26 protein-coding genes are annotated in these 20,219 nt (G+C 36.1%); 15 read left to right on the top strand and 11 right to left on the bottom strand.

What is annotated here, in order from left to right; translation table 11 throughout:
- The first annotated feature begins 89 nt into the window (after nt 1-89).
- The 3 genes from RCG17_RS02630 (at nt 90) to RCG17_RS02620 (ending at nt 2,012) form a co-directional block, all read left to right on the top strand.
- Nucleotides 90-953, top strand: coding sequence for a metallophosphoesterase (locus RCG17_RS02630; RefSeq protein WP_308173726.1), 864 nt, complete (start codon nt 90-92; stop codon nt 951-953).
- A gap of 11 nt (nt 954-964) precedes the next feature.
- The gene (locus tag RCG17_RS02625; RefSeq protein ID WP_308175756.1) at nt 965-1,699 is read left to right on the top strand and encodes a bifunctional metallophosphatase/5'-nucleotidase; all 735 of its coding nucleotides are present in this window, start codon (nt 965-967) and stop codon (nt 1,697-1,699) included.
- 64 nt (nt 1,700-1,763) lie between these two features.
- Entirely contained in the window at nt 1,764-2,012 is a 249-nt protein-coding gene (locus RCG17_RS02620; RefSeq protein ID WP_308173725.1) for a hypothetical protein, read from the top strand.
- Between the two features lie 55 nt (nt 2,013-2,067).
- Here RCG17_RS02620 and RCG17_RS02615 read toward each other — a convergent pair whose 3' ends face one another.
- On the bottom strand, nt 2,068-2,337 hold the full coding sequence (locus RCG17_RS02615) for a hypothetical protein (protein WP_308173724.1): 270 nt from the start codon (nt 2,335-2,337) through the stop codon (nt 2,068-2,070).
- A gap of 3 nt (nt 2,338-2,340) precedes the next feature.
- Nucleotides 2,341-2,541, bottom strand: a complete 201-nt coding sequence (locus RCG17_RS02610; RefSeq protein WP_308173723.1) for a hypothetical protein — start codon at nt 2,539-2,541, stop codon at nt 2,341-2,343.
- Between the two features lie 154 nt (nt 2,542-2,695).
- On the opposite strand from RCG17_RS02610, the gene RCG17_RS02605 reads away from it, so the two are divergent.
- On the top strand, nt 2,696-3,202 hold the full coding sequence (locus tag RCG17_RS02605) for a hypothetical protein (protein ID WP_308173722.1): 507 nt from the start codon (nt 2,696-2,698) through the stop codon (nt 3,200-3,202).
- Nucleotides 3,203-3,219: 17 nt separating this feature from the next.
- Here RCG17_RS02605 and RCG17_RS02600 read toward each other — a convergent pair whose 3' ends face one another.
- The gene (locus RCG17_RS02600; RefSeq protein ID WP_308173721.1) at nt 3,220-3,603 is read right to left on the bottom strand and encodes a hypothetical protein; all 384 of its coding nucleotides are present in this window, start codon (nt 3,601-3,603) and stop codon (nt 3,220-3,222) included.
- Between the two features lie 391 nt (nt 3,604-3,994).
- Here RCG17_RS02600 and RCG17_RS02595 point away from each other — a divergent pair, with 391 nt between their 5' ends.
- Nucleotides 3,995-4,228 (top strand): hypothetical protein, encoded by a 234-nt coding sequence (locus RCG17_RS02595; RefSeq protein ID WP_308173720.1) that lies wholly within the window; start codon nt 3,995-3,997, stop codon nt 4,226-4,228.
- 73 nt (nt 4,229-4,301) lie between these two features.
- Nucleotides 4,302-6,479: a transglycosylase domain-containing protein gene (locus tag RCG17_RS02590; protein WP_308173719.1), complete on the top strand. Its 2,178-nt coding sequence runs from the start codon at nt 4,302-4,304 to the stop codon at nt 6,477-6,479.
- Between the two features lie 76 nt (nt 6,480-6,555).
- Here RCG17_RS02590 and RCG17_RS02585 read toward each other — a convergent pair whose 3' ends face one another.
- Nucleotides 6,556-7,812 (bottom strand): MFS transporter, encoded by a 1,257-nt coding sequence (locus tag RCG17_RS02585; protein ID WP_308173718.1) that lies wholly within the window; start codon nt 7,810-7,812, stop codon nt 6,556-6,558.
- A gap of 252 nt (nt 7,813-8,064) precedes the next feature.
- On the opposite strand from RCG17_RS02585, the gene RCG17_RS02580 reads away from it, so the two are divergent.
- Nucleotides 8,065-9,441: an MFS transporter gene (locus tag RCG17_RS02580; protein WP_308173717.1), complete on the top strand. Its 1,377-nt coding sequence runs from the start codon at nt 8,065-8,067 to the stop codon at nt 9,439-9,441.
- Nucleotides 9,442-10,082: 641 nt separating this feature from the next.
- Here RCG17_RS02580 and RCG17_RS02575 read toward each other — a convergent pair.
- The gene (locus RCG17_RS02575) at nt 10,083-10,919 is read right to left on the bottom strand and encodes an RMD1 family protein (protein WP_308173716.1); all 837 of its coding nucleotides are present in this window, start codon (nt 10,917-10,919) and stop codon (nt 10,083-10,085) included.
- A 151-nt stretch (nt 10,920-11,070) separates the two neighbouring features.
- On the opposite strand from RCG17_RS02575, the gene RCG17_RS02570 reads away from it, so the two are divergent.
- From RCG17_RS02570 to RCG17_RS02550, 5 genes are all read left to right on the top strand, one after another.
- Entirely contained in the window at nt 11,071-11,376 is a 306-nt protein-coding gene (locus RCG17_RS02570; protein ID WP_308173715.1) for a hypothetical protein, read from the top strand.
- Between the two features lie 260 nt (nt 11,377-11,636).
- Nucleotides 11,637-11,918 carry a hypothetical protein gene (locus RCG17_RS02565; protein ID WP_308173714.1) on the top strand — a complete coding sequence of 94 codons (282 nt, stop codon included), beginning with the start codon at nt 11,637-11,639 and terminating at the stop codon, nt 11,916-11,918.
- Between the two features lie 48 nt (nt 11,919-11,966).
- On the top strand, nt 11,967-12,500 hold the full coding sequence (locus tag RCG17_RS02560) for a methylated-DNA--[protein]-cysteine S-methyltransferase (protein ID WP_308173713.1): 534 nt from the start codon (nt 11,967-11,969) through the stop codon (nt 12,498-12,500).
- Nucleotides 12,501-12,686: 186 nt separating this feature from the next.
- On the top strand, nt 12,687-13,319 hold the full coding sequence (locus tag RCG17_RS02555; protein ID WP_308173712.1) for a nitroreductase family protein: 633 nt from the start codon (nt 12,687-12,689) through the stop codon (nt 13,317-13,319).
- An 83-nt stretch (nt 13,320-13,402) separates the two neighbouring features.
- Nucleotides 13,403-14,149 carry a TSUP family transporter gene (locus RCG17_RS02550; protein WP_308173711.1) on the top strand — a complete coding sequence of 249 codons (747 nt, stop codon included), beginning with the start codon at nt 13,403-13,405 and terminating at the stop codon, nt 14,147-14,149.
- A 46-nt stretch (nt 14,150-14,195) separates the two neighbouring features.
- Here the strand turns inward: RCG17_RS02550 and RCG17_RS02545 are convergent, their stop codons facing one another.
- The 4 genes from RCG17_RS02545 to RCG17_RS02530 form a co-directional block, all read right to left on the bottom strand.
- Complete coding sequence (locus RCG17_RS02545; protein WP_308173710.1) at nt 14,196-15,005, bottom strand: hypothetical protein; 810 nt, start codon at nt 15,003-15,005, stop codon at nt 14,196-14,198.
- A 151-nt stretch (nt 15,006-15,156) separates the two neighbouring features.
- Nucleotides 15,157-15,921 (bottom strand): ABC transporter permease, encoded by a 765-nt coding sequence (locus RCG17_RS02540; protein ID WP_308173709.1) that lies wholly within the window; start codon nt 15,919-15,921, stop codon nt 15,157-15,159.
- Complete coding sequence (locus RCG17_RS02535) at nt 15,918-16,835, bottom strand: ABC transporter ATP-binding protein (protein WP_308173707.1); 918 nt, start codon at nt 16,833-16,835, stop codon at nt 15,918-15,920. The genes RCG17_RS02540 and RCG17_RS02535 overlap by 4 nt, the downstream gene beginning before the upstream one ends.
- Nucleotides 16,835-17,032, bottom strand: coding sequence for a PLD nuclease N-terminal domain-containing protein (locus RCG17_RS02530; protein ID WP_308173706.1), 198 nt, complete (start codon nt 17,030-17,032; stop codon nt 16,835-16,837). Before RCG17_RS02530 ends, RCG17_RS02535 begins: the two co-directional genes overlap by 1 nt.
- Nucleotides 17,033-17,260: 228 nt before the next feature.
- Here RCG17_RS02530 and RCG17_RS02525 point away from each other — a divergent pair, with 228 nt between their 5' ends.
- From RCG17_RS02525 to RCG17_RS02515, 3 genes are all read left to right on the top strand, one after another.
- Nucleotides 17,261-17,422: a Fur-regulated basic protein FbpA gene (locus RCG17_RS02525; protein WP_308173705.1), complete on the top strand. Its 162-nt coding sequence runs from the start codon at nt 17,261-17,263 to the stop codon at nt 17,420-17,422.
- A 200-nt stretch (nt 17,423-17,622) separates the two neighbouring features.
- Entirely contained in the window at nt 17,623-18,429 is an 807-nt protein-coding gene (locus RCG17_RS02520; protein WP_308173704.1) for an HAD family hydrolase, read from the top strand.
- A 229-nt stretch (nt 18,430-18,658) separates the two neighbouring features.
- Entirely contained in the window at nt 18,659-19,144 is a 486-nt protein-coding gene (locus RCG17_RS02515) for a GNAT family N-acetyltransferase (protein ID WP_308173702.1), read from the top strand.
- 66 nt (nt 19,145-19,210) lie between these two features.
- Here RCG17_RS02515 and RCG17_RS02510 read toward each other — a convergent pair whose 3' ends face one another.
- Together RCG17_RS02510 and RCG17_RS02505 are read right to left on the bottom strand one after the other, a co-directional pair.
- Nucleotides 19,211-19,594, bottom strand: coding sequence for a YsnF/AvaK domain-containing protein (locus RCG17_RS02510; protein ID WP_308173701.1), 384 nt, complete (start codon nt 19,592-19,594; stop codon nt 19,211-19,213).
- 70 nt (nt 19,595-19,664) lie between these two features.
- A complete protein-coding gene (locus RCG17_RS02505) occupies nt 19,665-20,153 on the bottom strand; it encodes a YsnF/AvaK domain-containing protein (protein ID WP_308173700.1) in 489 nt (162 codons plus the stop codon).
- Between the last annotated feature and the right edge of the window lie 66 nt (nt 20,154-20,219).

The raw sequence follows: 20,219 nt of genomic DNA, 5'->3' as shown, positions 1-20,219 counted from the left end.
CTTTTTAATAAAAATTTTACGAACCCTTTATATGGAAATTATAATTCGGAGGTATTATGAAGTTACATCTCAGAAGGAGGGATCGGAAGTTGTCAAAATTTCAGGTCGTATCTTCTTTGTCCATCTTTGTATTTATCATTTCGAGTTCCTTTGGATTAACAGCATTCTCATCCAATCAAACCACTTCAATTCAACCTGCAAGCTCTCAAGCGTCTGTCAACAACTACCTTCATGTTCAATTGTTAGGCGTCAATGACTTTCATGGTCAATTAGACAAGTATCAAAGTGTATCTGGAGTGAAAACAGGAGGGGCCGAGTTCCTTGCTGCCTATTTAAAAAAATATAAACAAGAAAACTCCAATACCATTCTTGTTCATGCAGGTGACATGGTGGGTGGGAGTCCGCCAATTTCTTCTCAATTTCATGATGAACCTACCATTGAATTTCTCAATCAACTTCACTTTGATGTCGGAACACCTGGTAACCATGAATTAGATCATGGAGTAAATGAGATGAAGCGTCTTATTTATGGAGGATTTAATGAAAAAACAGGATATTTTCCGGGTTCCACTGCCTCTTATATTTCAGCAAATATCATCGATAAAAATACGGGAACTCCCTTATTACCACCATATGTGATCAAACAAATTGATGGAGTTAAGATTGGCTTTATTGGTGCGGTTACAACTGAGACCAATCTCTACGTCCTTCCCGAAAATCGAAAGGAAATAGAAGTTACCGATGAAGTTTCTGCGATTAATCGAACAGTTAAGCTATTAAAAGAAAAAGGAATCAAAGCTATTGTTGTACTCGCACATGTCTCAGCGAAATCGGATCAGCAAGGGACAAATCCGACGGATGCATTAACTCAGATGGCTCCAAAAATCGATAAAGAGGTTGATGTGATTTTTGCTGGGCAAGGCACAGTCATGACTACGCCAACACCGTTGTAGACGGTAAGCTTATTGTTCAGGCATATTCCTATGGCAAAGCTTTTACACAAGTAAACATTACCATTGATCGCAAAACAAAAGATATCGTCAGGAAAGAAGCAAAGATTATCCTTACAGCACATAATCAATTTCAACCAGATCAAGAAACGATAGAACTTCTAAAAAAGTATCAGAATAAGCTAGGCAGTAATTTTAATACGATTGTAGGTGCTATTTCGGAAGATATAAGCCGAATTCCAGACGCAAAAGGTGAATCGCCTCTTGCAAAAATGATTGCGGAATCGGAGAGAAAAACGATGGGAACAGAAATAGCCTTTGTTCATCAAGGTGAAATGAGGGAAAGCTTAAAGAAGGGGAATGTTTCTTTAGAAAATCTTTATACCGCCTTGCCTTTTGGTAATCATGTAAATAAGGTAACCTTAACTGGAGCGCAAATAAAACTTGCTTTAGAGCAGCAGTGGAGAATAGGTCAGGAGAATGACATGCTGCAAGCCGTTGGTATAACGTACAGTTATGATTTAAATGCCCCTATTGGCAAACGTATTGTTGAGCTGAAAGATATGAATGGGCACGATCTTCAACCTACTAAAGAATATGAAGTTGCTATTAGTGATTATTTAGCTGATGGAGGAGATGAGTTTACTGCATTTAAACAAGGGAGATCGGTCGAGCCTGGTCCGCTCGTGGTGGATGTACTAAGTAACTATCTAAAACAGAACTATCCAAACGTTGTTATTCCTCATTAATCACAAGGCAGGTAACAAAGCATAAAATAGGTTACAAGAAAGAAATAAATGGGAGGGAACAAACGTGCCCTTAGTCCTGAATTTAGGTGTATTAAATGTAAATTCTCTGCAGCCCAGTTCTGCCTTTCTCGTGGGTGAATCGATTATCAATGGGATGGATGCTAACAGGAAATATAACTTAAATCTTGGTGGGATGTATGGTTTTGCAAATGCGGTTACAGGGAATTTAAATAATATAGCAGATAGCTTTGAAATGTTCGATGGCGTGATCTTTGACCAAGATATTAAACCAAATGTGGCTGGAAATGTTTAAAGGTGATAAAACCATAACAATAAAAAAACAATAAACCCTCTGAACGATGAAGGGTTTATTGTTTTTTTGTGTGGCTATGAAATTTTTCTTTCGATTTTTGCTCCGATTCTGCTGATGAGTCTTGCTCATGATTGGTAAGAGAGGCGCTTGAATGGGCGAGGTTATTTCGATCACCATGGATATTTCCTAACCCTTGATTGTGTTTTTTACTATTTTTAAAATCTTCGATAAAGTTGTTACCGATACTAAAACAAGAAGCACCCTCAATATTGCCGATTTTTATCGTTCCAATATGAAACGTGGGAGATAAAATAGGGGAAGCCATAAGCTATTCATCCTTCCCTTTATGTTTGTTTTTTACCCAATTATTGTGTATGATCACATTTTCGTTACTCGATAATTCACCAACAACCTCGTTAATGATCCGTTTCGATCGGAAAGCTTTATGCGTATTTTTTTTACCAATAAAAAAGCCTGATGAATCTCCGATGTTTGTTATCGATATGTTTCCTAATGATAAATCGATCATTTCGCCAAATTCCCCTTTGGTGATGAATGTTCTCTTTTTCTACTATATTCAATGATTGGGCGAATGACACAGGTCATTTTAAGCAAACAGCACAAACCCTAATCCATTTACATAAGTTAATTCAAGAATATAAACCAAACGTGGTGAATCATTGATGGCAAAAACTTCAAATTTTCATTTTACTGGTGATATAAATGTGCATACGATGTCGAGGCAATCGGGCATTTTTATTGGAGAGCGGAACATTGCAATTGGCTGGAGTACACATGGAAAAGAAAACAGTGTGATCGGAAATATAAGCGGACAATCGAACTTACTATATCATAATATCTCCATTTTAAACGACCCTGACTTCATCGATACGCCAATTGACGACCGTGATATAAACATATCTTTTGAACAACCTGCTGACGACACAACCAATCTCACGCTTGAAAGTATAAATGTTAATGCGATGGCACACAGTAGTACATTTTTTCTTGGAAAAGGTCATATCAACGGGCTGGATTCAAACGACAAAGCTAATTATACTCAAGGAAATTTATTTGGAGACAAAAATAAGCTTATAAATAATGTGAATATAAATTGCGACCAAGATGTTGCGGATGGAATTATGAATGATCAAGATATTAAAATAGCGAATATAACAAAGGAAGCATGAATTTGGTATTTGTGAAATTAAATGTCGTTGCGGAAACGAAAGCCTTTTGAGGTTTTTTCCATGTGTTCATGAGTAGATAAAGAAGATTCTGACATCGCATCTTTTTTCGCGTTTTCCTTGTCAACCTTAAAGATCAACGATTCCTTTAAGTCATCAGTCGTGCTTATGTTATTTCCAATTACCAGTTTTCCACTTAGTTCTTCAATGTCAATATGATCTAGCCGAAAGATAATATTCTCTAAATAATCAATATGTACTTGATCAAGTTGAATATTTTTCAAAGAATTTTCTTTTTGATTCTGTTCTAATAACTCAATAATCCGATCTAATCTTGTTACAATCTGGGAATTTATCTTATCTTTTTTTTTATGTTTCTGTTTAAAAGAAAAAAAGTTAAACATAAACTCCCCTCCTTTAATGATTTTTAAGTACGATTGGTACAATTAAAATTTATGCAATTAAACTAGGGCTTAGTATACAAATAAAGGTCTATGGGGATGAGTAAAGATCATTGGATATGGTGGTACAAGATAAGATGAACATGTGGCGAACCGATGTTGGGGTTCGTTTTTTTTTTTCAAAAGTTTTTTTAAAAAGAAAAATTTTAGTACCCCCTAAAAAATAATATTTCTATCGTAATAGTATTAATGGGTTCAGGACTAATCTTAAGGTAGAATACTGATTCCATCTTTTTTATTTTGTATATATTGAAGATTTATATTATGAATGAATGTCCTAAATGTCGTTCATTAAACAAATTGATCTATAGAAAGAGAATAGGGGAGAAATAGTTTGAAGGAATTTGTAGTTTGCTATACTTTGGAGAATGAAATTAGACGAGAGAAAATCATCAAAGAAATGGATGTTAAGAAGGAAGAGGTCGTCCAAGAAATATTAGATAAAGTTGCAAACCAATCGTATTATTTTGCGAAGGGCGAACAGGGGGTTTATTGGATTGATTCTTCTTCCATCCGTTATATCCGAGTGATGGATGAACAGCCCCTGTCAAAATATCAATATAACTAATAGTCATACAGGTAAATGAATAGAATTTTATTTTAACAACTTTGAGTAACTCACATATGGGAGAGGTAAATAAATGCCAGAAGAATCGTATCATTATCGTCAGGAACGAAAACAAGCCGAAAAAACAAGACAAAACCAGCAAAAAAGGAATAGTTCACCCCAAAAAGGCTCTTTGTTAAAAAAAGTGATCATTTTCTTTGTTGTCCTTTGTGTCGTATCTGTTGGAATAGGTGGAGCCACGTTCGCTACAATGATTAAAGATGCGCCTAAATTGGATCCATCAAAACTGGAAGTTCCATTATCAACAAAGTTTTACGATAAAAACGGGAATTTTCTTTACGAATATGGCAAAGAAAAGAGAACAAAGATTACGTATGCCCAAGTTCCCAAAATGTTAGAACATGCATTCATTTCCACCGAGGATGCTCATTTTTATGAACACAATGGGATCGATTTTAAAGGAACGGCCAGGGCAATCTTCGAGAACCTGACTGGTCATTTTGGAGCTCAAGGCGGGAGTACCATAACACAGCAGGTCATAAAAAACTCGTTTTTGACTCCTCAGAAAACAATAAAACGAAAAGTACAGGAATGGAGCTTGGCCTATCAGCTGGAGCAAAAATATTCGAAACATCAAATCTTAATGATGTATTTAAATAAAATCTACCTTGGTGATGGAGCGTATGGGGTTGCCGCTGCAGCGAACATCTATTACGGAATCGATGCCAATAGTTTAAATAAATTAACACTTCCTGAGGCTGCAATGTTGGCAGGACTCCCGCAGAGTCCAAGTAATTATGATCCGTCCAAACCAGAGAACCAAAAAGCTGCAACGAATCGCCGCAACGTTGTTCTGAATTCTATGTATAAGCAAGGTTACATCTCGAAGAAACAAATGCAGGATGCCATGAAAGTTCCTGTAACGGAAGGACTTGTTACTAAAGCGAATCAAGGTATGCCGTATGAAGGATTTTTGGATGCTGCTGTAAAAGAAGTGGAAGGAAAGCTGAAAAATGTTGATATCAGCACAGATGGACTTTCTATTTATACAACTTTAGATCCAAAGGCACAAGATTATGCTGACAAAATAATGAACACCAATGCAATCATTTCTTATCCAAATGACCAATTTCAAGGCGCTTTCGTCTTTTTAGATACAAAAACTGGGGAAGTTCGAGCAATCGGAAGCGGCCGCAACAATTATCAAGCTTCCTTCAAAGGGAACAACTTTGCGATTGATATTAAGCGTCAGCCGGGTTCTTCATTTAAGCCAATTTTCGATTATGGCCCAGCGATTGAAAATTTAAAATGGTCTACAGCGCACCAAATTAATGACCAGGAGACGATGTACTCAAATGGTCAGTCAATTTCAAACTGGGATCATCAATATCATGGAATGTTGTCGATTAGAACGGCACTTCAGTATTCATACAATATTCCTGCATTACTGACTTTGCGGGAAGTAGGGATTGGAAAGGCACAAACCTTTGCCCAAAATCTTGGGATTACTTTTGATAACAATAAGGTTTATGAATCAACTGCGATTGGAAGTAATACCGTAAACCCATTGGAGATGGCAGGGGCCTATAGTGCCTTTGGAAATAAAGGGGTTTACAATAAGCCGCATTTTGTTCAGAAAGTTGACTTACCCGATGGAACGGTCATTGATTTTACACCAAAATCAACGCGTGTCATGCATGACTACACGGCTTATATGGTAACAGACATGTTGAGGACTGTTGTTAATTCGGGTACGGGGACGGCAGCCAATGTACCTGGATTGGATGTTGCAGGAAAGACAGGCACAACAAATTTTGATGCCAAAACAAGCGCACAGTTTGGATATCCATCAAATGCAACAAATGATAGTTGGTTCGCTGGATATACACCGCAGTACACAATGGCTGTTTGGACTGGATATCCTAAAAACGGTACAGGCAACTATCTGTTGGGTGATACGACTAAAATCTCGCAGCAAATGTTTAGAGCTATGATGCTATCATTAGCTACAGACCAAAGCAGTTTTCAGCAGCCAAGTGACGTATACAATTTTAATAATGAACTATACATTAAGGGATCAAAAGATAAATATGTTCCACCAGTTCAAAATGATAACCCATTTGATAATGGTGGGAATAATAATGGAGATCAACAACAACAGGATGGACCAAAATTTAATGACCAAGGACCAAAGTTTAAACAAGAAGGACCAAAAATGAAACCAAATAAAGGAAAGCATAATCATGGTTAAAAGGCTTGGAAAATCCAAGCCTTTTTTTTGCGATGGGAATCAGTTGGTCGTGAGAAGTTAAATTTGGATTTGAATGTTAAGCTGAAACTTTGCTTGTTTCGGGTACCCGGAGGAGAATGACTCCGCCAATAATAAATAAAAAGATGAGACTGAATACGCCACTGTTGGTATTCCCTGTAGATTGTGCTGTGACTCCAACCAAAAAAGGACCCAAGATCGCAGCAAATTTGTAAAAGATATTATAGAAGCCAAAGAACTCATTGGCATTTTCTTTAGGAACAAGACGGGCAAAATAGGCCCTGCTAAGTGCCTGAATTCCCCCCTGTGAGGAAGCAACAAGCATGGCCAAGATCCAAAAATCTAGGGTGGTTTTTAAGAAATAAGCATACGTGCAAATGACAATATAAACGAAAATACCAACGAGCAGCATCGTTTTGCTTTTGAATTTCTCTGCTAATTTGCCGTAAAGCATGGCAAATGGGGCAGCGACAACCTGGGTGGCAAACAGAATGATAAGCAGATTTTGTGAGCTGATCCCTAAATCTGAACCATAGGCAGTTGACATCGTGATGACAGTATCAACCCCGTCAATATAAAAGAAGTAAGCTACTAAAAATAGAAATAATGGGCGGTAGGATTTAATATTTTTAATCGTTTCTAGCATTCGTTTAAAGGAACTGGAAATCGGCTTTGGAGTTCTCTCAATATAATAGTTTTGCTGCACATTTTTAAGCATCGGGATGGTAAACAAGCCCCACCACAAAGCAGTAATCGCAAAGGCTGCTTGACTTGCAGTTGTAACAGATAAGGGGATTACGTTTTTTTGTGAAAAAATAATGAGTGCGATACTAATAATAAAAGGGATGGTACTGCCGATATATCCCATGGCAAATCCTCTTGATGAGATCCGGTTCATCCGCTCTTCGGTAGTAACATCGACCAAAAAAGCATCATAGAAAATATTAGCACCTGCAAAACCGATGACAGTCAACATATAACAGATTAATAGAAAAAGCCATTGGTTAGCGGGAATCACAACAAGGAGAAGGGTAAACACGATTCCAAGACCAAAGAAAAAAGTGAAAAATCGTTTTTTAAAACCTTTATAATCGCCAATGGTTCCTAAAATCGGTGCACAAATGGAGACAAGCAGTGTTGCAAGTGAATTAGCATAGCCCCAATAGGCTGTTGAAGTAGCAGCAGCAAGCCCCGCTTCTTTCGCTGCTGCTTTGAAATACAATGGAAAGATCGCAGTTGTGACGAGAATCGAATAAACAGAGTTCGCCCAGTCATAAAAAACCCAGCTTTTTTCTTGCTTTGTCAACTTGCTCAATCGTTTTCCTCCTTAATGGCGTTGGGTAGCAGCAAATTGCTTTTTGGGAAAATAGGCCATGATCATAGTGAGGATAAATTCTAATAATAATTATGAGAATTGGGGGAAAATCATTCTCTATGTTTCATATAGCGAAATAATAGACTAATATACTGGACAATATGTCATTTATTCTATAAAATAAAAGTCAAATATTCAGAATAATATAAAAACTAATTTTAATCAAATAAAAAAATAAATTGGGGGATAAGGATGCGCAGTATAGTGGCTCCAGACGTGGTTCATAAGAGTAAATTTAATCGCTTTCATCTTGGAGTTTTTATTTGGTGTTTTTTTGCCATTGCTTTTGAGGGGTATGATATTGCATTGTACGGTGTAGGTTTGCCTTGGATGATGAAAGATTTGCATTTTACGTCGCTTCAGTCTGGGGCAGTTGGCAGTTTTACTTTGTTCGGGATGATGTTGGGGGCCCTATTCTTGGCACCAATTGCTGATCGTTATGGCAGAAAAAATATAATGGTCATCTCAATGGTTCTCTTCAGCCTCTTTAGCTTAGCAGCAGGATTTTCTCCTGATGTAAAAATCTTTGCCATGTTACGTTTCGTATCTGCAATTGGCATGGGTGCATTACTGCCGAATCTTATTTCAATGATGACAGAGTATTCTCCCATTAAAAATCGGCCGATTATTGTAGCATTGATGTATTGTGGTTATTCAATAGGAGGAATTCTAGCCTCCTTAATGGGTATGTATCTTATTTCTTCAAATGAAGATTGGCGTATTTTGTATTTTATTGCTGCAATTCCATTATTGGGACTCCCAATCTTTTTTAAAATGTTTCCTGAATCTCTTTCTTATTATATGGAGAGGAAAAATAAAAAGAAGATTGTCGAAATCCTCAATAAAGTAGATCCGAATGGGAATTATACTGAAAAAGATATGTTTCAGTATAAGCTATTTGATATTGGCGTTAAAAAAACACCTGTCGCAAAGCTATTTAAAAATAAAAGGACATTTAGCACCATCTGCTTTTGGATTGCTGTATTCTGCACGTTAATGCTGGTATATGGATTAAGTACATGGCTTCCAAAAATGATGCAAGAAACAGGATTTAGTATCAGTTCGAGTTTATCTTTTAATTTGGTTCTTTGTTTCGGACAGATCATTGGATCGATGGGCGGGGGTTATTTTGCTGAAAAGGTAGGCTACCGTAAAGTGCTTGTTACCATGTTTTTCATTGGCGCATTGACCTTTGTTGCCCTAAGTTTAACACATAATATGGTAGCCCTTTATATCTTAATTGGTATAGGTGGAGCTTGCACGGTTGGTGCGATGAATTTAGCGAATCCCTACATTACCGAATTTTATCCGCGCGATATTCGAACAACTGGAATGGGCTACACACAGGCAATTGGGCGTGTGGGCTCGATCCTTGCTCCAACCGTTATTGCCTTAATTCTTGCAACAGGGATCAGGCCAAACCTTGCCTTTGCAACATTTGCCGTACCAAGTATTATTGCGGCAATCGGCTATTTACTTGTACAAGAAAGGTACAGTTCTTTTGACGGCCAGTTGTACAGAAGCAAAAAAGTAGAATCAAACAAAGCAATGTCGACGTACCCCCACTGAGATGAAATGTTTCAGTGGGGGCTTGGGTTAGCCACTCAGGTTTTTTCGTCTAAAATTAGATGAGTGACGCTCTGAATGGCAAGCACCGTCAGGCACTCCCCAAACACTGTTTTTGGTAGGTACTGATGTACCACCTGCACCACCCTAAAGTAATATGGTACCTGTAGGTAGGACACTCGAAAAAAAGAGTGTTCAACCTCATCTGGAAGCTGGAATCCAGTCATTACCTTTGCAAAAACAAAGGTTTCTAGTACAAAAGAGGATGTTCAAAAGGAATATGTAAAAGAATAATCTAAAAAAACAGCTGTTTGAAGATATTATTTTCCTCAAATAGCTGTTTTTCATTTTACAAGGTTTTTAATTTTAGGGATAATTCCTCAGCAGCTAGACATATTTAAAAAAGACTAATACTAGCTATGGTTAGCTGGTCATCACGGTTTATATAAATGCATCGAAAAAGCTATTTAGGAAAAAGTCTATCGGTAGTCAATTTATACTATTCTGATAATAATATTATTATGTTAACTAATTAAAGGCAACAGCTAATCCCCATTCATGTGAAAAAAGGCGAGAATTCTGATGGCCCGCCTTTTTTAGTCTTGGTTTAACTTGACATTGATCTTCGGCTTTTTAAGTGGTGCCTATGGAAGCCACCCGGCAATTTGAAAAACGGTCAAGGCAATTTCGATGACGATAAGGACAACAACGATCCATTCAACAAAAAGACCTCGGATCGAATGACTGATGGTGGAGAAACCATCCATAATGTTGTATAAAATCTCTGTTTTACTTTTCAAGATTTTATAGCGGTCATTTAACTCGAAAAATTCCATCATTTTGTCGTAAAATTCATTTGCATCACTGCTTGCCCAGGTAATATCAGGTTTGTCCAATATCATGATATAGGCCAGTGTGTTATATTCATGCCGAAGGATTTTTGCGGTAGTTCTTGCCAGTTCCTTATTTCCAATTCTGAGCTTTCCCTTTTCCAGCCGATCAATCATGGTTTCGAGCCGATCGTGGATTTGTCCAAGCTGTTCCTCTGTTTTTTCAAGAGCAACAGATTTTGCCAGCACTGTGGAAATCAATTCCGGATAAAATTCCTCATATTCAGGTACGACTACATATTCGTCTGTTAATTCAATTTTGTCCGCTTCATCAATATGAAGGTTATAATCATCTGTATATCGATCTATATTTTTTAAATCGATATCAGATTCAAATGTTCGGAGATAATTTAAAAAGATCTTTATTTCATCTGAATGGGAGTAATTAATAAATACAACACTGCCAAAAGAAAAAACGAGCACCATTTGTAATTTGTCTATCTCTTTATTTAGTATGGATTGAAGAATAGTTCCTTTTATCGCTAATGGTTCTTCCCAGGTGAACTTCTTTGGTATCCCGCATCTTATAGCGATTTTGTTTAGATCAATTTCACGAGTAATAGCAAATGCTTTAAATGTCATTAGGTTCATATTCATCGCTCTTTTCTTATTTGTTCATTAAATTTTATTCTTTCCATAATGATTTCTGAACCATCCTCTTAAATTGTTTAATTTTTACTTCTGCCTCCGATAATAAATAAGAAGTTTTAAGTTGATCTTTAAAATGAAAGGAAGTGTAGGATTGGAAAATACTATCCAAAAGTTAGAAAAACTTCATTCTTCGGTGCAAAAATTAGAGACAGTGCTCCAAGAAGTTTGGAGTTTAATTGATGAAGTCGGAGATGATGATGCATTTATTGAACTAATGAATAAGGCAAAAAAATACCAATCAAAAAAACAAAATTCTGATGAGAGTATGGAAGATTTCATTGCCAGAATCGATGAATTTGATGACTGTATGGGCCAGATTCCAGAGGACGGAATGGCAGCAGTCGATTTTGAGGATGCCATTTCCGAACTAATCGAATGGATGAAAAATAATAGGTAAACAGTCAATTTAGTAATAGTGGATGAACATAAGCTATTTAAAAAGCTCTTCGTGAGAATAATTTGTTCACTTTCATAAACTTACTTCCAATCTATGATGAATATACGTTAAAATGGATAATAAGAAAAAGATTTCGACTTTTAGGACTTGGGTTAAACCCATGTCTTTTTTATATAATTGGAAGGATACTTTTAATATTATTTTACCTGAATTATCCTGTACATGCTGCATGATCGCTTCAGAGAAAGAGGGAATTCAAGGTGAATATGGAATTTTTATTCATTATCGCCATCATTGGGATCGGTTATCTTTTTAAAAAAATGAACCTAATAAAAGAAAAAGACGGAGAAACGCTCCTCCCATTTAATCAAATGTTTCGGACCACCCTTTTGATGGGCTTTATTCTCCCAATCGGTTTGGCTGTTATTCCGTACGCACATGAATTTAAATATAAAACGACTATATTAATAGGCACAATTTCGAATATATGCATTTTGGTTAGTATTGTTTTGTTATATATTTTTGCGAATATCATTTTATAAACTCTATTATTTGTTGATGGGTAAAACAATTGGGTTTGGAGGTCAGAAATGAAAAAGATATTTGATACCCCTTCCATTTATTGGACAATACTCCACAGCAAAGGCTGGCAATTATATTTAGCAGCTACTACGAAAGGGCTTTGTTTTGTTGGCTCGGAGAATGGAGGGTTTGAAGGGTTATCTCTTTGGGCTCAAAAGAAATTTCATGGATGTCCCTTGATTGAAGATGACCACAAACTTGAGTCCTATGCTGATGAACTTATCCAATATTTTGAGGGACAGCGAAGGAAGTTTACGCTTCCTTTAGATTATCATGGAACACCGTTTCAGCTTGCTGTCTGGGATGCACTTTGTGAAATTCCGTTCGGACAGACAAAGGTTTATATGGACATTGCCAACAGAATCAATAATCCCAAAGCTGTAAGGGCAGTGGGGGCAGCCATAGGAGACAATCCATTATTAATAACGGTTCCATGTCACCGTGTTATTGGAAAGAACGGGGCGCTTACTGGTTATCGCGGCGGCTTAGAAATGAAGAGAAAATTGCTGGAATTGGAACAAGAGGAACAAAACTACCTCTAACCTTCATAGATAGAAGTTTACTTAAGTCTACAATAACAAAATTATGTAAAGTTCAAAAGACTTAGCTAGCTTTGATCGAAGTACGAATTATATCCAATTTATTTTGATTGACGAAATTATTTTGAGATAGTAAGATTGCATTTGTCCTTATCATTAGTATTTTGCTAGAATAAAGGAGGAAAACAAATGCAAGCAACATTAACGAAAACCTTATCTGAAGTTATTAAAGAACGTCATTCAGTTCGAAAATATGATCCAGCTTTTGAAATTTCTCAAGAAGAACTAAAAAGCATGCTTTCAGAGGCTACTCTCGCACCATCATCAAGTAATCTTCAGCCATGGCGCTTTATCGTTATCCAAGATGAGGATACAAAAAGAGAACTAAGAGCAATAGCGAACAATCAAGAGCAGGTAGAAACAGCTTCTGCCGTTATTGCTGTCTTGGGCGATAAAGAAATGTATAAAAATGTAGAAAAAGTCTACAGGGGAGCATTTGAAGCGGGATTTATGGATGAAGCGAACATGAACCGCCTTATTGAAGGCACAAACAAAACTTATCCGTTCGCTTCGGATGAAGTCAGAAAAAATATTGCTTCTTTTGATGCCGGTCTTGTGTCCATGCAATTGATGTTAATTGCAAAGGATCGTGGCTATGACACTGTACCAATGGGTGGCTTTAACAAAGAACAATTTGTAGAAAAATTTAATGTTTCGGAACGCTTTTTCCCAGTAGTTCTTATTGCTGTCGGTAAAGCTGCACAATCTGCTTTTCAGACAACAAGATTACCTTTAGATGATGTTTTAATTGACTTTATTTGATAAAAGATAGAGGGGGACAGGGTATTCTATTGGTCCTCCTCTGTTTTTTAAGCAAAAATACATAAAACAAAGAGGTCAACATCGTGGAACATATTATATTTTTGTTAGTAATGGGGTTTATCACGGCTTTTGTTGATTCTGTTGCAGGCGGTGGTGGATTAATTTCTGTACCTGCTCTGCTATCAGTAGGATTATCGCCGCATATGGTGCTAGGGACGAATAAATTGCAAGGAGCGATCGCATCCATAAGCAGTTCATTGGCCTACATTCGATCTGGAAAAGTAAACACCCAGCTCATGAAAAAAATAATCCCTTTTGTTATTTTAGGAGCAGGTTTAGGTGTGTTTACTGTAAAAATTTTACCAAGTGAATGGCTGAAACCAATTATTATTGTCTTATTAATCTTAATTCTCATCTACACATTCTTAAAAAAGGACTTCGGAAAACATGAAAATCCGAAGCCATTAACGAAAGGATTAGTTACCTATTTAATTGCCTTGTCTACCATCATTGGTTTTTATGATGGGTTCTTTGGCCCGGGGACTGGATCATTTCTCTTGTTTGTATTTTTGTCCACAGGAATAAATTTCGTGAGTGCTCAAGCTAATTCTAAGATTCTCAATACCACAAGTAATGTGGTTGCACTTATTATTTTTATTAAATTTGGTTACGTTAATTATCTATATGGACTCATCATGGCTGCTTCAGGGATTGTCGGTGCCATAGTGGGAACAAAGGTGGCTGTAACAAAGGGAAGCAAATTTGTAAAACCATTATTTTTTGTCATGACAGTTTGGTTAATTTTTAAGCAATTATTAACTTATCTCTAGGTAATACAGGACTGTCCACTTATCGCAAACAAAAGCTAGCAGAATGCTAGTTTTTGTGTTTTAAAAAGATATCATAAAACGCTTGTTTTTCTGTCTTTTCTAATTCTGTTCCTTGTCGGTAAACAACTGCTTCATCATAGGATTGAAAAGTAACTGGAACTCTATGCGTAATTAGCTTTTCATTGATTTTTTTTACTTCTTGATAGGAATCAACATATCGTAGTAAATTAACGGAAGTATGATCATTGGTGAACAAAGTATAATAAATGATATCCGATTCCGTATCAGTTTGAATTTTTTTTTCATAGATAATCACTTGGCTAATATCGTGCCAATTGTAGGTTTTAGGTTGAATATGTCGGATTGATTGTACTTCGATCCCGCTATCTGAAATGTTTATATGTAGTAAAAAGAAAAAAGCAGCCAATGGGAGTAAAACAATTTGGAAGTACCAAAAAACTTTATTGAAGGTATTGTAATTCTTTTTGTTTGTTAATTTAAATAACAAAAAATCGTTAATGTTTTTTCTTCTTTCTCTTCTGTAGCTAAAAGAAATCACATTACCAATTGTACGTTGTTGTGATTTTCCTGTTTGAAAATAACCGAACAACTCCAACCTGCGGTAGATTAGCTTTCCCAAGATATACACATATAAAAGAAACCATTCCAGTGAAGTAACAATAATCCACCAGTAGTAATCTCCCTTTTCGCTATAAAAAATAGATTCACTGTTTTCAAATAACATCATTTTAACCCGGTCAAAATAAAGGACAGAAATGAATGCGTTTTCTAAAAATATCACTACAAAGAGGATACTAGTTACATTATTTACAAGGTCCAATTTTATTTTATTCATTTTTTCACCTAGGAAAAAAGTCAGATTTTTAATTATATTATAATAGTTTTATTTAATAAAAAACAGTCATTTCAAGATAATAAAAAACAAAAGTTTGTTCTAGTCATGCTCAAAAAAGAAGGCTGCTATTATTAGAAGCCTTCTTTTTTCTTCATATTTGCTTTTTATTAAATACCATAACAGAAATGGTGACCAAAATAACAATAAGTACAGAGCAAATAATGATTGCCGGTATAAAATCAGAAACATCCTGTTTTGCGGTAAGCAAAGACATATTATCACTAGACAAAATGATGGGATTATATTTATGTGCCTTCGGGAGAATGTTTATAAGCATCATCACTGCCACCGCTCCGCCTGTGACAAGCAAACTACCATATATGTTTTTAAATAATATTCCTCCAAAAATCACCAGACTGATCAGGAATACGCCAAACAGCCATAGACTAAAAAATGTCAAAAAGGTATGATGCATGCCATCCATTTTCCAAAAATAGGCGGTGTAATAATAAGTAAGAATAAACGCAAGGAGATAGCTCAGTGTCCAGATTACTGTTGCTGTTGTAAGCTTAGAAAGGATGACAGTTCTTCGCTTTAATCCTTTTGTCAGCATGTTGATTAATGTTCCGTGACTGAATTCGTTTGCCATGATTCCACAAAAAACAATGACAAGCACAAGTAAACCCATTTGCCCTACATTCTTGAAAAACTGTCCCCAAGAATCAAGTGCGGTAGGAGTTGGAATATTGATTTCCAAACCTGCAGGAATGGCTGTTTTTAATAGATCAGGCATCATCTTTGCCAGAGCAGGGCTCATAAATCCGAACAATAGAAATACAACTAACATAATAAAAACCTTATAGGTGCGAAGATTTTCAATGAATTCCTTTTTTGTAAAAGCTAAATAAGCACTCATTTTACCACCTCCATAAAAAGGCTTTCAATGGTTGGTTCCATGACTTCTAATTTCAATGGTAAAATTCGATTTTCCGAAAGAACATTCAAAACCACGATTTCTGTCTTCGATACATCTTTTACCTGAAACGTGATCATTGTATCTGTTTGCTCTGCTTTGTCCATATATGGAACAATTTGCGGTGCAGCAATAAATTGTTCCTTGTCCTTTTTATTCGCAAATTCAATCATCATGCAATCGGCCTTGTACTGGGCTTTCAGTTCTGATAGGGTTCCTGAAAGAGCTATTTTTCCTTTATTAAGGACAGCAATATGGTCACAGATCCGCTCAACATCGGATAGAATATGTGTAGAAAAAACAACAGTGGTTTTTCCTTTAACCTGCTGCAGGATATCTAGTATTTCTTTTCTTCCGAAGGGGTCAAGTGCACTTGTCGGCTCATCACAAATTAAGAGCTTGGGTTCATTTAAAAGCGCTTGTGCAATTCCAAGCCGCTGTTTCATTCCTCGTGAAAAGCCCCCAATTTTTTTGTTTACGCCATGCAATCCGACAAGTGTAAGTAATTCTTCAGTCCGTTTTTTGATATTCTCACGAGTTAACCCGGTTACTTCGCCGCATAGTGTTAGATATTCTTCGGGACGCATATAATGATAAAACTCAGGAACGTCAGGCAGGTATCCGATATATTGATTGGTTTTGTTTTGTCCAAACGATACCTTTTCATCGCAAATGGAAATGCTTCCGCTATCGGCTTTCAGGAGTCCCAAAACCATTTTCATTGTTGTGGTTTTCCCTGCTCCGTTTTGGCCGATAAACCCGAAAATTGAATGTTCCGAAACTGAAAAGGAAAGGTTGTCGATAATTTTGTTATTCCCAAAGCTCTTTGAAAGGTTTTGTATTTGGAGAATGTTCATTATTCATCACTCCTGCCAAAAATAAAGTAAGTGATGGGTCCGATGATTTGGATAAAACTTATAATTACCCACACCCAGCGAGATCCCATCCGGTATTTTTTATGCGTAAATATGTGGATTAAAGCAGCGATTGTTAGTCCAAGTTCAATAATAATAATTGGAATAATTAGGGGTAATGAATGCAAAATATTTTCCATATCAATCTCCTCCTGAAATTCTTTTTTCATCTCAAGCATACTCTAAAAATGTATGTGTCAATTAAGAAATTAATTAAATTTCTTTGATTATTATTTCCATAATTTTGTTTATGTGAAGTGTTACACAATTGTCACAGATGGGTAAAGCAGAAAGGGAATAAATAAGTTATTATAGGTTTAAGAAGAAACGAAAGCGTTTGCAAAATTATTGAAGGGGAGGGTTACATAATGGAGAAACTATTAGAAAAGGGACTTCAGCGGGTAAAAAAATTCTATATTGATCAACTCGTCAAAACTGGCAACTACCAACCCAAAGATAAAGAATTAAATTCAATGACATTAAGCGAATTAAAATATATCTATCAACAAGAAGCAAACCTGCAACCATAAAGGTCCGATTGTTCAATAAAAAATGTTCTTTATTTTTTGGAGATATTCAAAACATATACACCTTAAAAAAAGCGGGAGAGCCAAAAGGTTTTTATACTTTTTGACTCTTTTTCTTATTTAACGGAGGATAAAAGGTAATATTCCCAAGAACCTGGGGAAGATATTCATATTAACAAAATATCTTCGGGCAGGAGAAGAAAATGAGCAAACAAAATATTTTATTTAATCTTGACGATACATTAGCCTATTGCAATAAATATTTTAACCAGGCTATTGATTTGTTTGTCAATCAAATGACTGCATGGTTTAACCACCTTACAGCGGAAGAAATAAAACAAAAGCAGCTCGAACTGGATTTGGCATCCATTAAAGAATATGGATTGAGTTCAAAGCGATTTCCTGAGTCATTTGTTGGTACGTATAAATATTTTTGTGATTTAGCTGGTAGAGAAAAGAAAACGTCTGAAATTGATGATGTAAGGGAGCTGGGCTTTAAAGTATTCAAAACACCTGTAGAACCGCTCCCGTTTATGAATGAAACACTGGATAAATTAAAAGAGGAAGGGCATGAACTGTATTTACACACTGGTGGAGACGAAGCAAACCAATGGAGAAAAATTACTCAATTAGAGCTGACTACTTATTTTGAACATCGAATTTTTATATCTGAATATAAGGATACCACTGCGCTATCTGATATCTTAAAAACAATTAAAGCCGACCCGAAAAAGACCTGGATGATTGGAAATTCATTAAGAACTGATATAGTTCCGGCACTGGAGAAGCATATTAATGCAATTTACATTCCTGCGGAAACGGAATGGAAATATGATGTTGTGGATGTAAAAGTACACCCTAAAGGTGCGTTTTTTACAGTAGATTCACTTCGGAAAGTTCCTGATGTTATACATAAGCAAATTCAAATGGAAGATCGAAATAGGATGAGGGCCACTTCCCATTTTGGTACTGAAAACAGAAACGAGAAGGAGGATAATCTCTATACTTAAAAGACTTTTATTTGCCTGCCAAATGTTTACATATGAGATCAATAGCCAAAACGCTTTACTTTAAAAGGTAAAGCGTTTTTTTATAAGGAAAATACATTTAGAGGATGCTGCAAAATAAGTAAGTTAAGAAGAGTGATTTTTCCAAATACATGTTAATATGAATTTACCTTCAAATTAGAGGTGAGTGAAAATCAATATTAAAAATTAAATGATAAGAAGGATGGTTTATTTGGAATTTGTCATTCGTAACATGAGGAAAGATGATATACCACATGTTCAGCAGATTGCCCAAACAAGTTGGAATTATACTTACGAGGGAATGATCCCCCGCAAAATCCAGGACAGTTTTTTAAAATCTGCTTATAATGATGAAATGATGAAAAAACGTTTAGAAAGCTCTTTAATACTTGTTGTAGAAAATAAAAGTGAATTAGTTGGTTTTGCTAATTTCTCTCCAGTAAAAGAAGATGGGGAAGCAGAATTGCTTGCGATTTATTTGCATCCCCGGTACCACGGGAATGGAGTAGGGACAGCATTGCTGAATGAGGGAATAAAGGCCTTGAAAGGCGTTAAAAAGCTCTTTGTAAACGTAGAAAAAGAAAACAGGATCGGATCAATTTTTTATAAAGCAAAAGGATTTACGGTCGGTTCAGAATTTGATGATGACTTTCAAGGTTACACATTAAAAACAGTACAAATGGTTTTATATGTGTAATTTCTGCTTTTAGGTAAATAGCTGTGTGTGAAGGATCTAATCAATGATGTTTGAAAATGGTAAGAACTATTGGTCATGTACCATTATATCCCCATTTGTATGGATGTGAAGTTTTTCTTCTTTTACTGTTTCGTTAACGTGCACAATTTCTTCTAATTGATTTTTATATATTTCCACATCTTCAAGAGTAACTGGATGCTTGGTAATTTCTATACGCTCTTCGCTTAAAGGAATTCGAATCGTTTCAATTTCTCCGTCAAATGAACCTTGAGGATTTGCTTTTTTTTTCTCAATTACAAGTTCTTCACGGGTTATGGGAACCGTTATTTGTTTTTCCTCCTTATAAGTATTTTTGTATATTTTAACATCAGCTGTATTTACCCATTTTTTGCTGATTTGTAACTCCTCTTTATGTAATTGGAGCATTTGTGAATCATGCTGCTCAGGCAATGTAATCTCCTCCATATAAGTTTGATGAAAGTACCGTTTCACTGCTTAACAGTGAAACGGTGCTCTTTTTTTATCTATTATTTATATCACTAAATTCTGGATCATCTGAAATAACATTCACACTTCCTGTAGTATCAACATGTGCCTCTTCATGTTTAAGTGTTTCTTCAACATGTTGTGTTTCCTCTACTTGATGTATTGAAGCAGAGACTTCCTCTGTTGTCACCGTGTACTTATTAACTTGGACTTGCTCCTGGCTGACAGGTATATGAATCGTATCCTCTGAACCGATAGGAGCGTCACTTCGCTCGTTATTCAAAGGGGTTCTCTTTATGACGACTTCCTCATGCATAACGGGAACATCGACTGATTTTTGTTCTTCAACAACATCTTTTGAGAGAACTACCTCTCCGACATCAACACTATTCTTGGTAATGTCCAATTCTTCTTTATGAAGCTCAAGTGAGCCATTTTCTTGGGTATTTTGGGTGCTTAAACTGCTTTCATTTTCAGTCTTTGGTGATTGTTCATCGTCGAAGAAACCAAATAAATTGTTCATCAAATTCCCCCTTGCCTGTTGGTAAAAGTCAAGCCTTTATAGAGTGTGTCCATGGGTGATTTTTAT

This window comes from Neobacillus sp. PS3-12 (genome assembly GCF_030915385.1).
GTDB lineage: Bacteria > Bacillota > Bacilli > Bacillales > Cytobacillaceae > JAEVLT01.
This window is presented reverse-complemented; position numbering and strand designations above follow the sequence as displayed.

Bases quoted from the DNA above. Each gene is read 5' to 3' on its own strand.
- RCG17_RS02590 (WP_308173719.1), top strand. From the start codon at position 4,302: ATGCCAGAAGAATCGTATCATTATCGTCAGGAACGAAAACAAGCCGAA.
- RCG17_RS02530 (WP_308173706.1), bottom strand. From the start codon at position 17,032: ATGGAAAATATTTTGCATTCATTACCCCTAATTATTCCAATTATTATT.
- RCG17_RS02560 (WP_308173713.1), top strand. From the start codon at position 11,967: ATGAAAAAGATATTTGATACCCCTTCCATTTATTGGACAATACTCCAC.
- RCG17_RS02540 (WP_308173709.1), bottom strand. From the start codon at position 15,921: ATGAGTGCTTATTTAGCTTTTACAAAAAAGGAATTCATTGAAAATCTT.
- RCG17_RS02615 (WP_308173724.1), bottom strand. From the start codon at position 2,337: ATGGCTTCCCCTATTTTATCTCCCACGTTTCATATTGGAACGATAAAA.
- RCG17_RS02555 (WP_308173712.1), top strand. From the start codon at position 12,687: ATGCAAGCAACATTAACGAAAACCTTATCTGAAGTTATTAAAGAACGT.
- RCG17_RS02520 (WP_308173704.1), top strand. From the start codon at position 17,623: ATGAGCAAACAAAATATTTTATTTAATCTTGACGATACATTAGCCTAT.
- RCG17_RS02575 (WP_308173716.1), bottom strand. From the start codon at position 10,919: ATGAACCTAATGACATTTAAAGCATTTGCTATTACTCGTGAAATTGAT.
- RCG17_RS02600 (WP_308173721.1), bottom strand. From the start codon at position 3,603: ATGTTTAACTTTTTTTCTTTTAAACAGAAACATAAAAAAAAAGATAAG.
- RCG17_RS02545 (WP_308173710.1), bottom strand. From the start codon at position 15,005: ATGAATAAAATAAAATTGGACCTTGTAAATAATGTAACTAGTATCCTC.
- RCG17_RS02580 (WP_308173717.1), top strand. From the start codon at position 8,065: ATGCGCAGTATAGTGGCTCCAGACGTGGTTCATAAGAGTAAATTTAAT.
- RCG17_RS02605 (WP_308173722.1), top strand. From the start codon at position 2,696: ATGGCAAAAACTTCAAATTTTCATTTTACTGGTGATATAAATGTGCAT.
- RCG17_RS02610 (WP_308173723.1), bottom strand. From the start codon at position 2,541: ATGATCGATTTATCATTAGGAAACATATCGATAACAAACATCGGAGAT.
- RCG17_RS02535 (WP_308173707.1), bottom strand. From the start codon at position 16,835: ATGAACATTCTCCAAATACAAAACCTTTCAAAGAGCTTTGGGAATAAC.
- RCG17_RS02525 (WP_308173705.1), top strand. From the start codon at position 17,261: ATGGAGAAACTATTAGAAAAGGGACTTCAGCGGGTAAAAAAATTCTAT.
- RCG17_RS02505 (WP_308173700.1), bottom strand. From the start codon at position 20,153: ATGAACAATTTATTTGGTTTCTTCGACGATGAACAATCACCAAAGACT.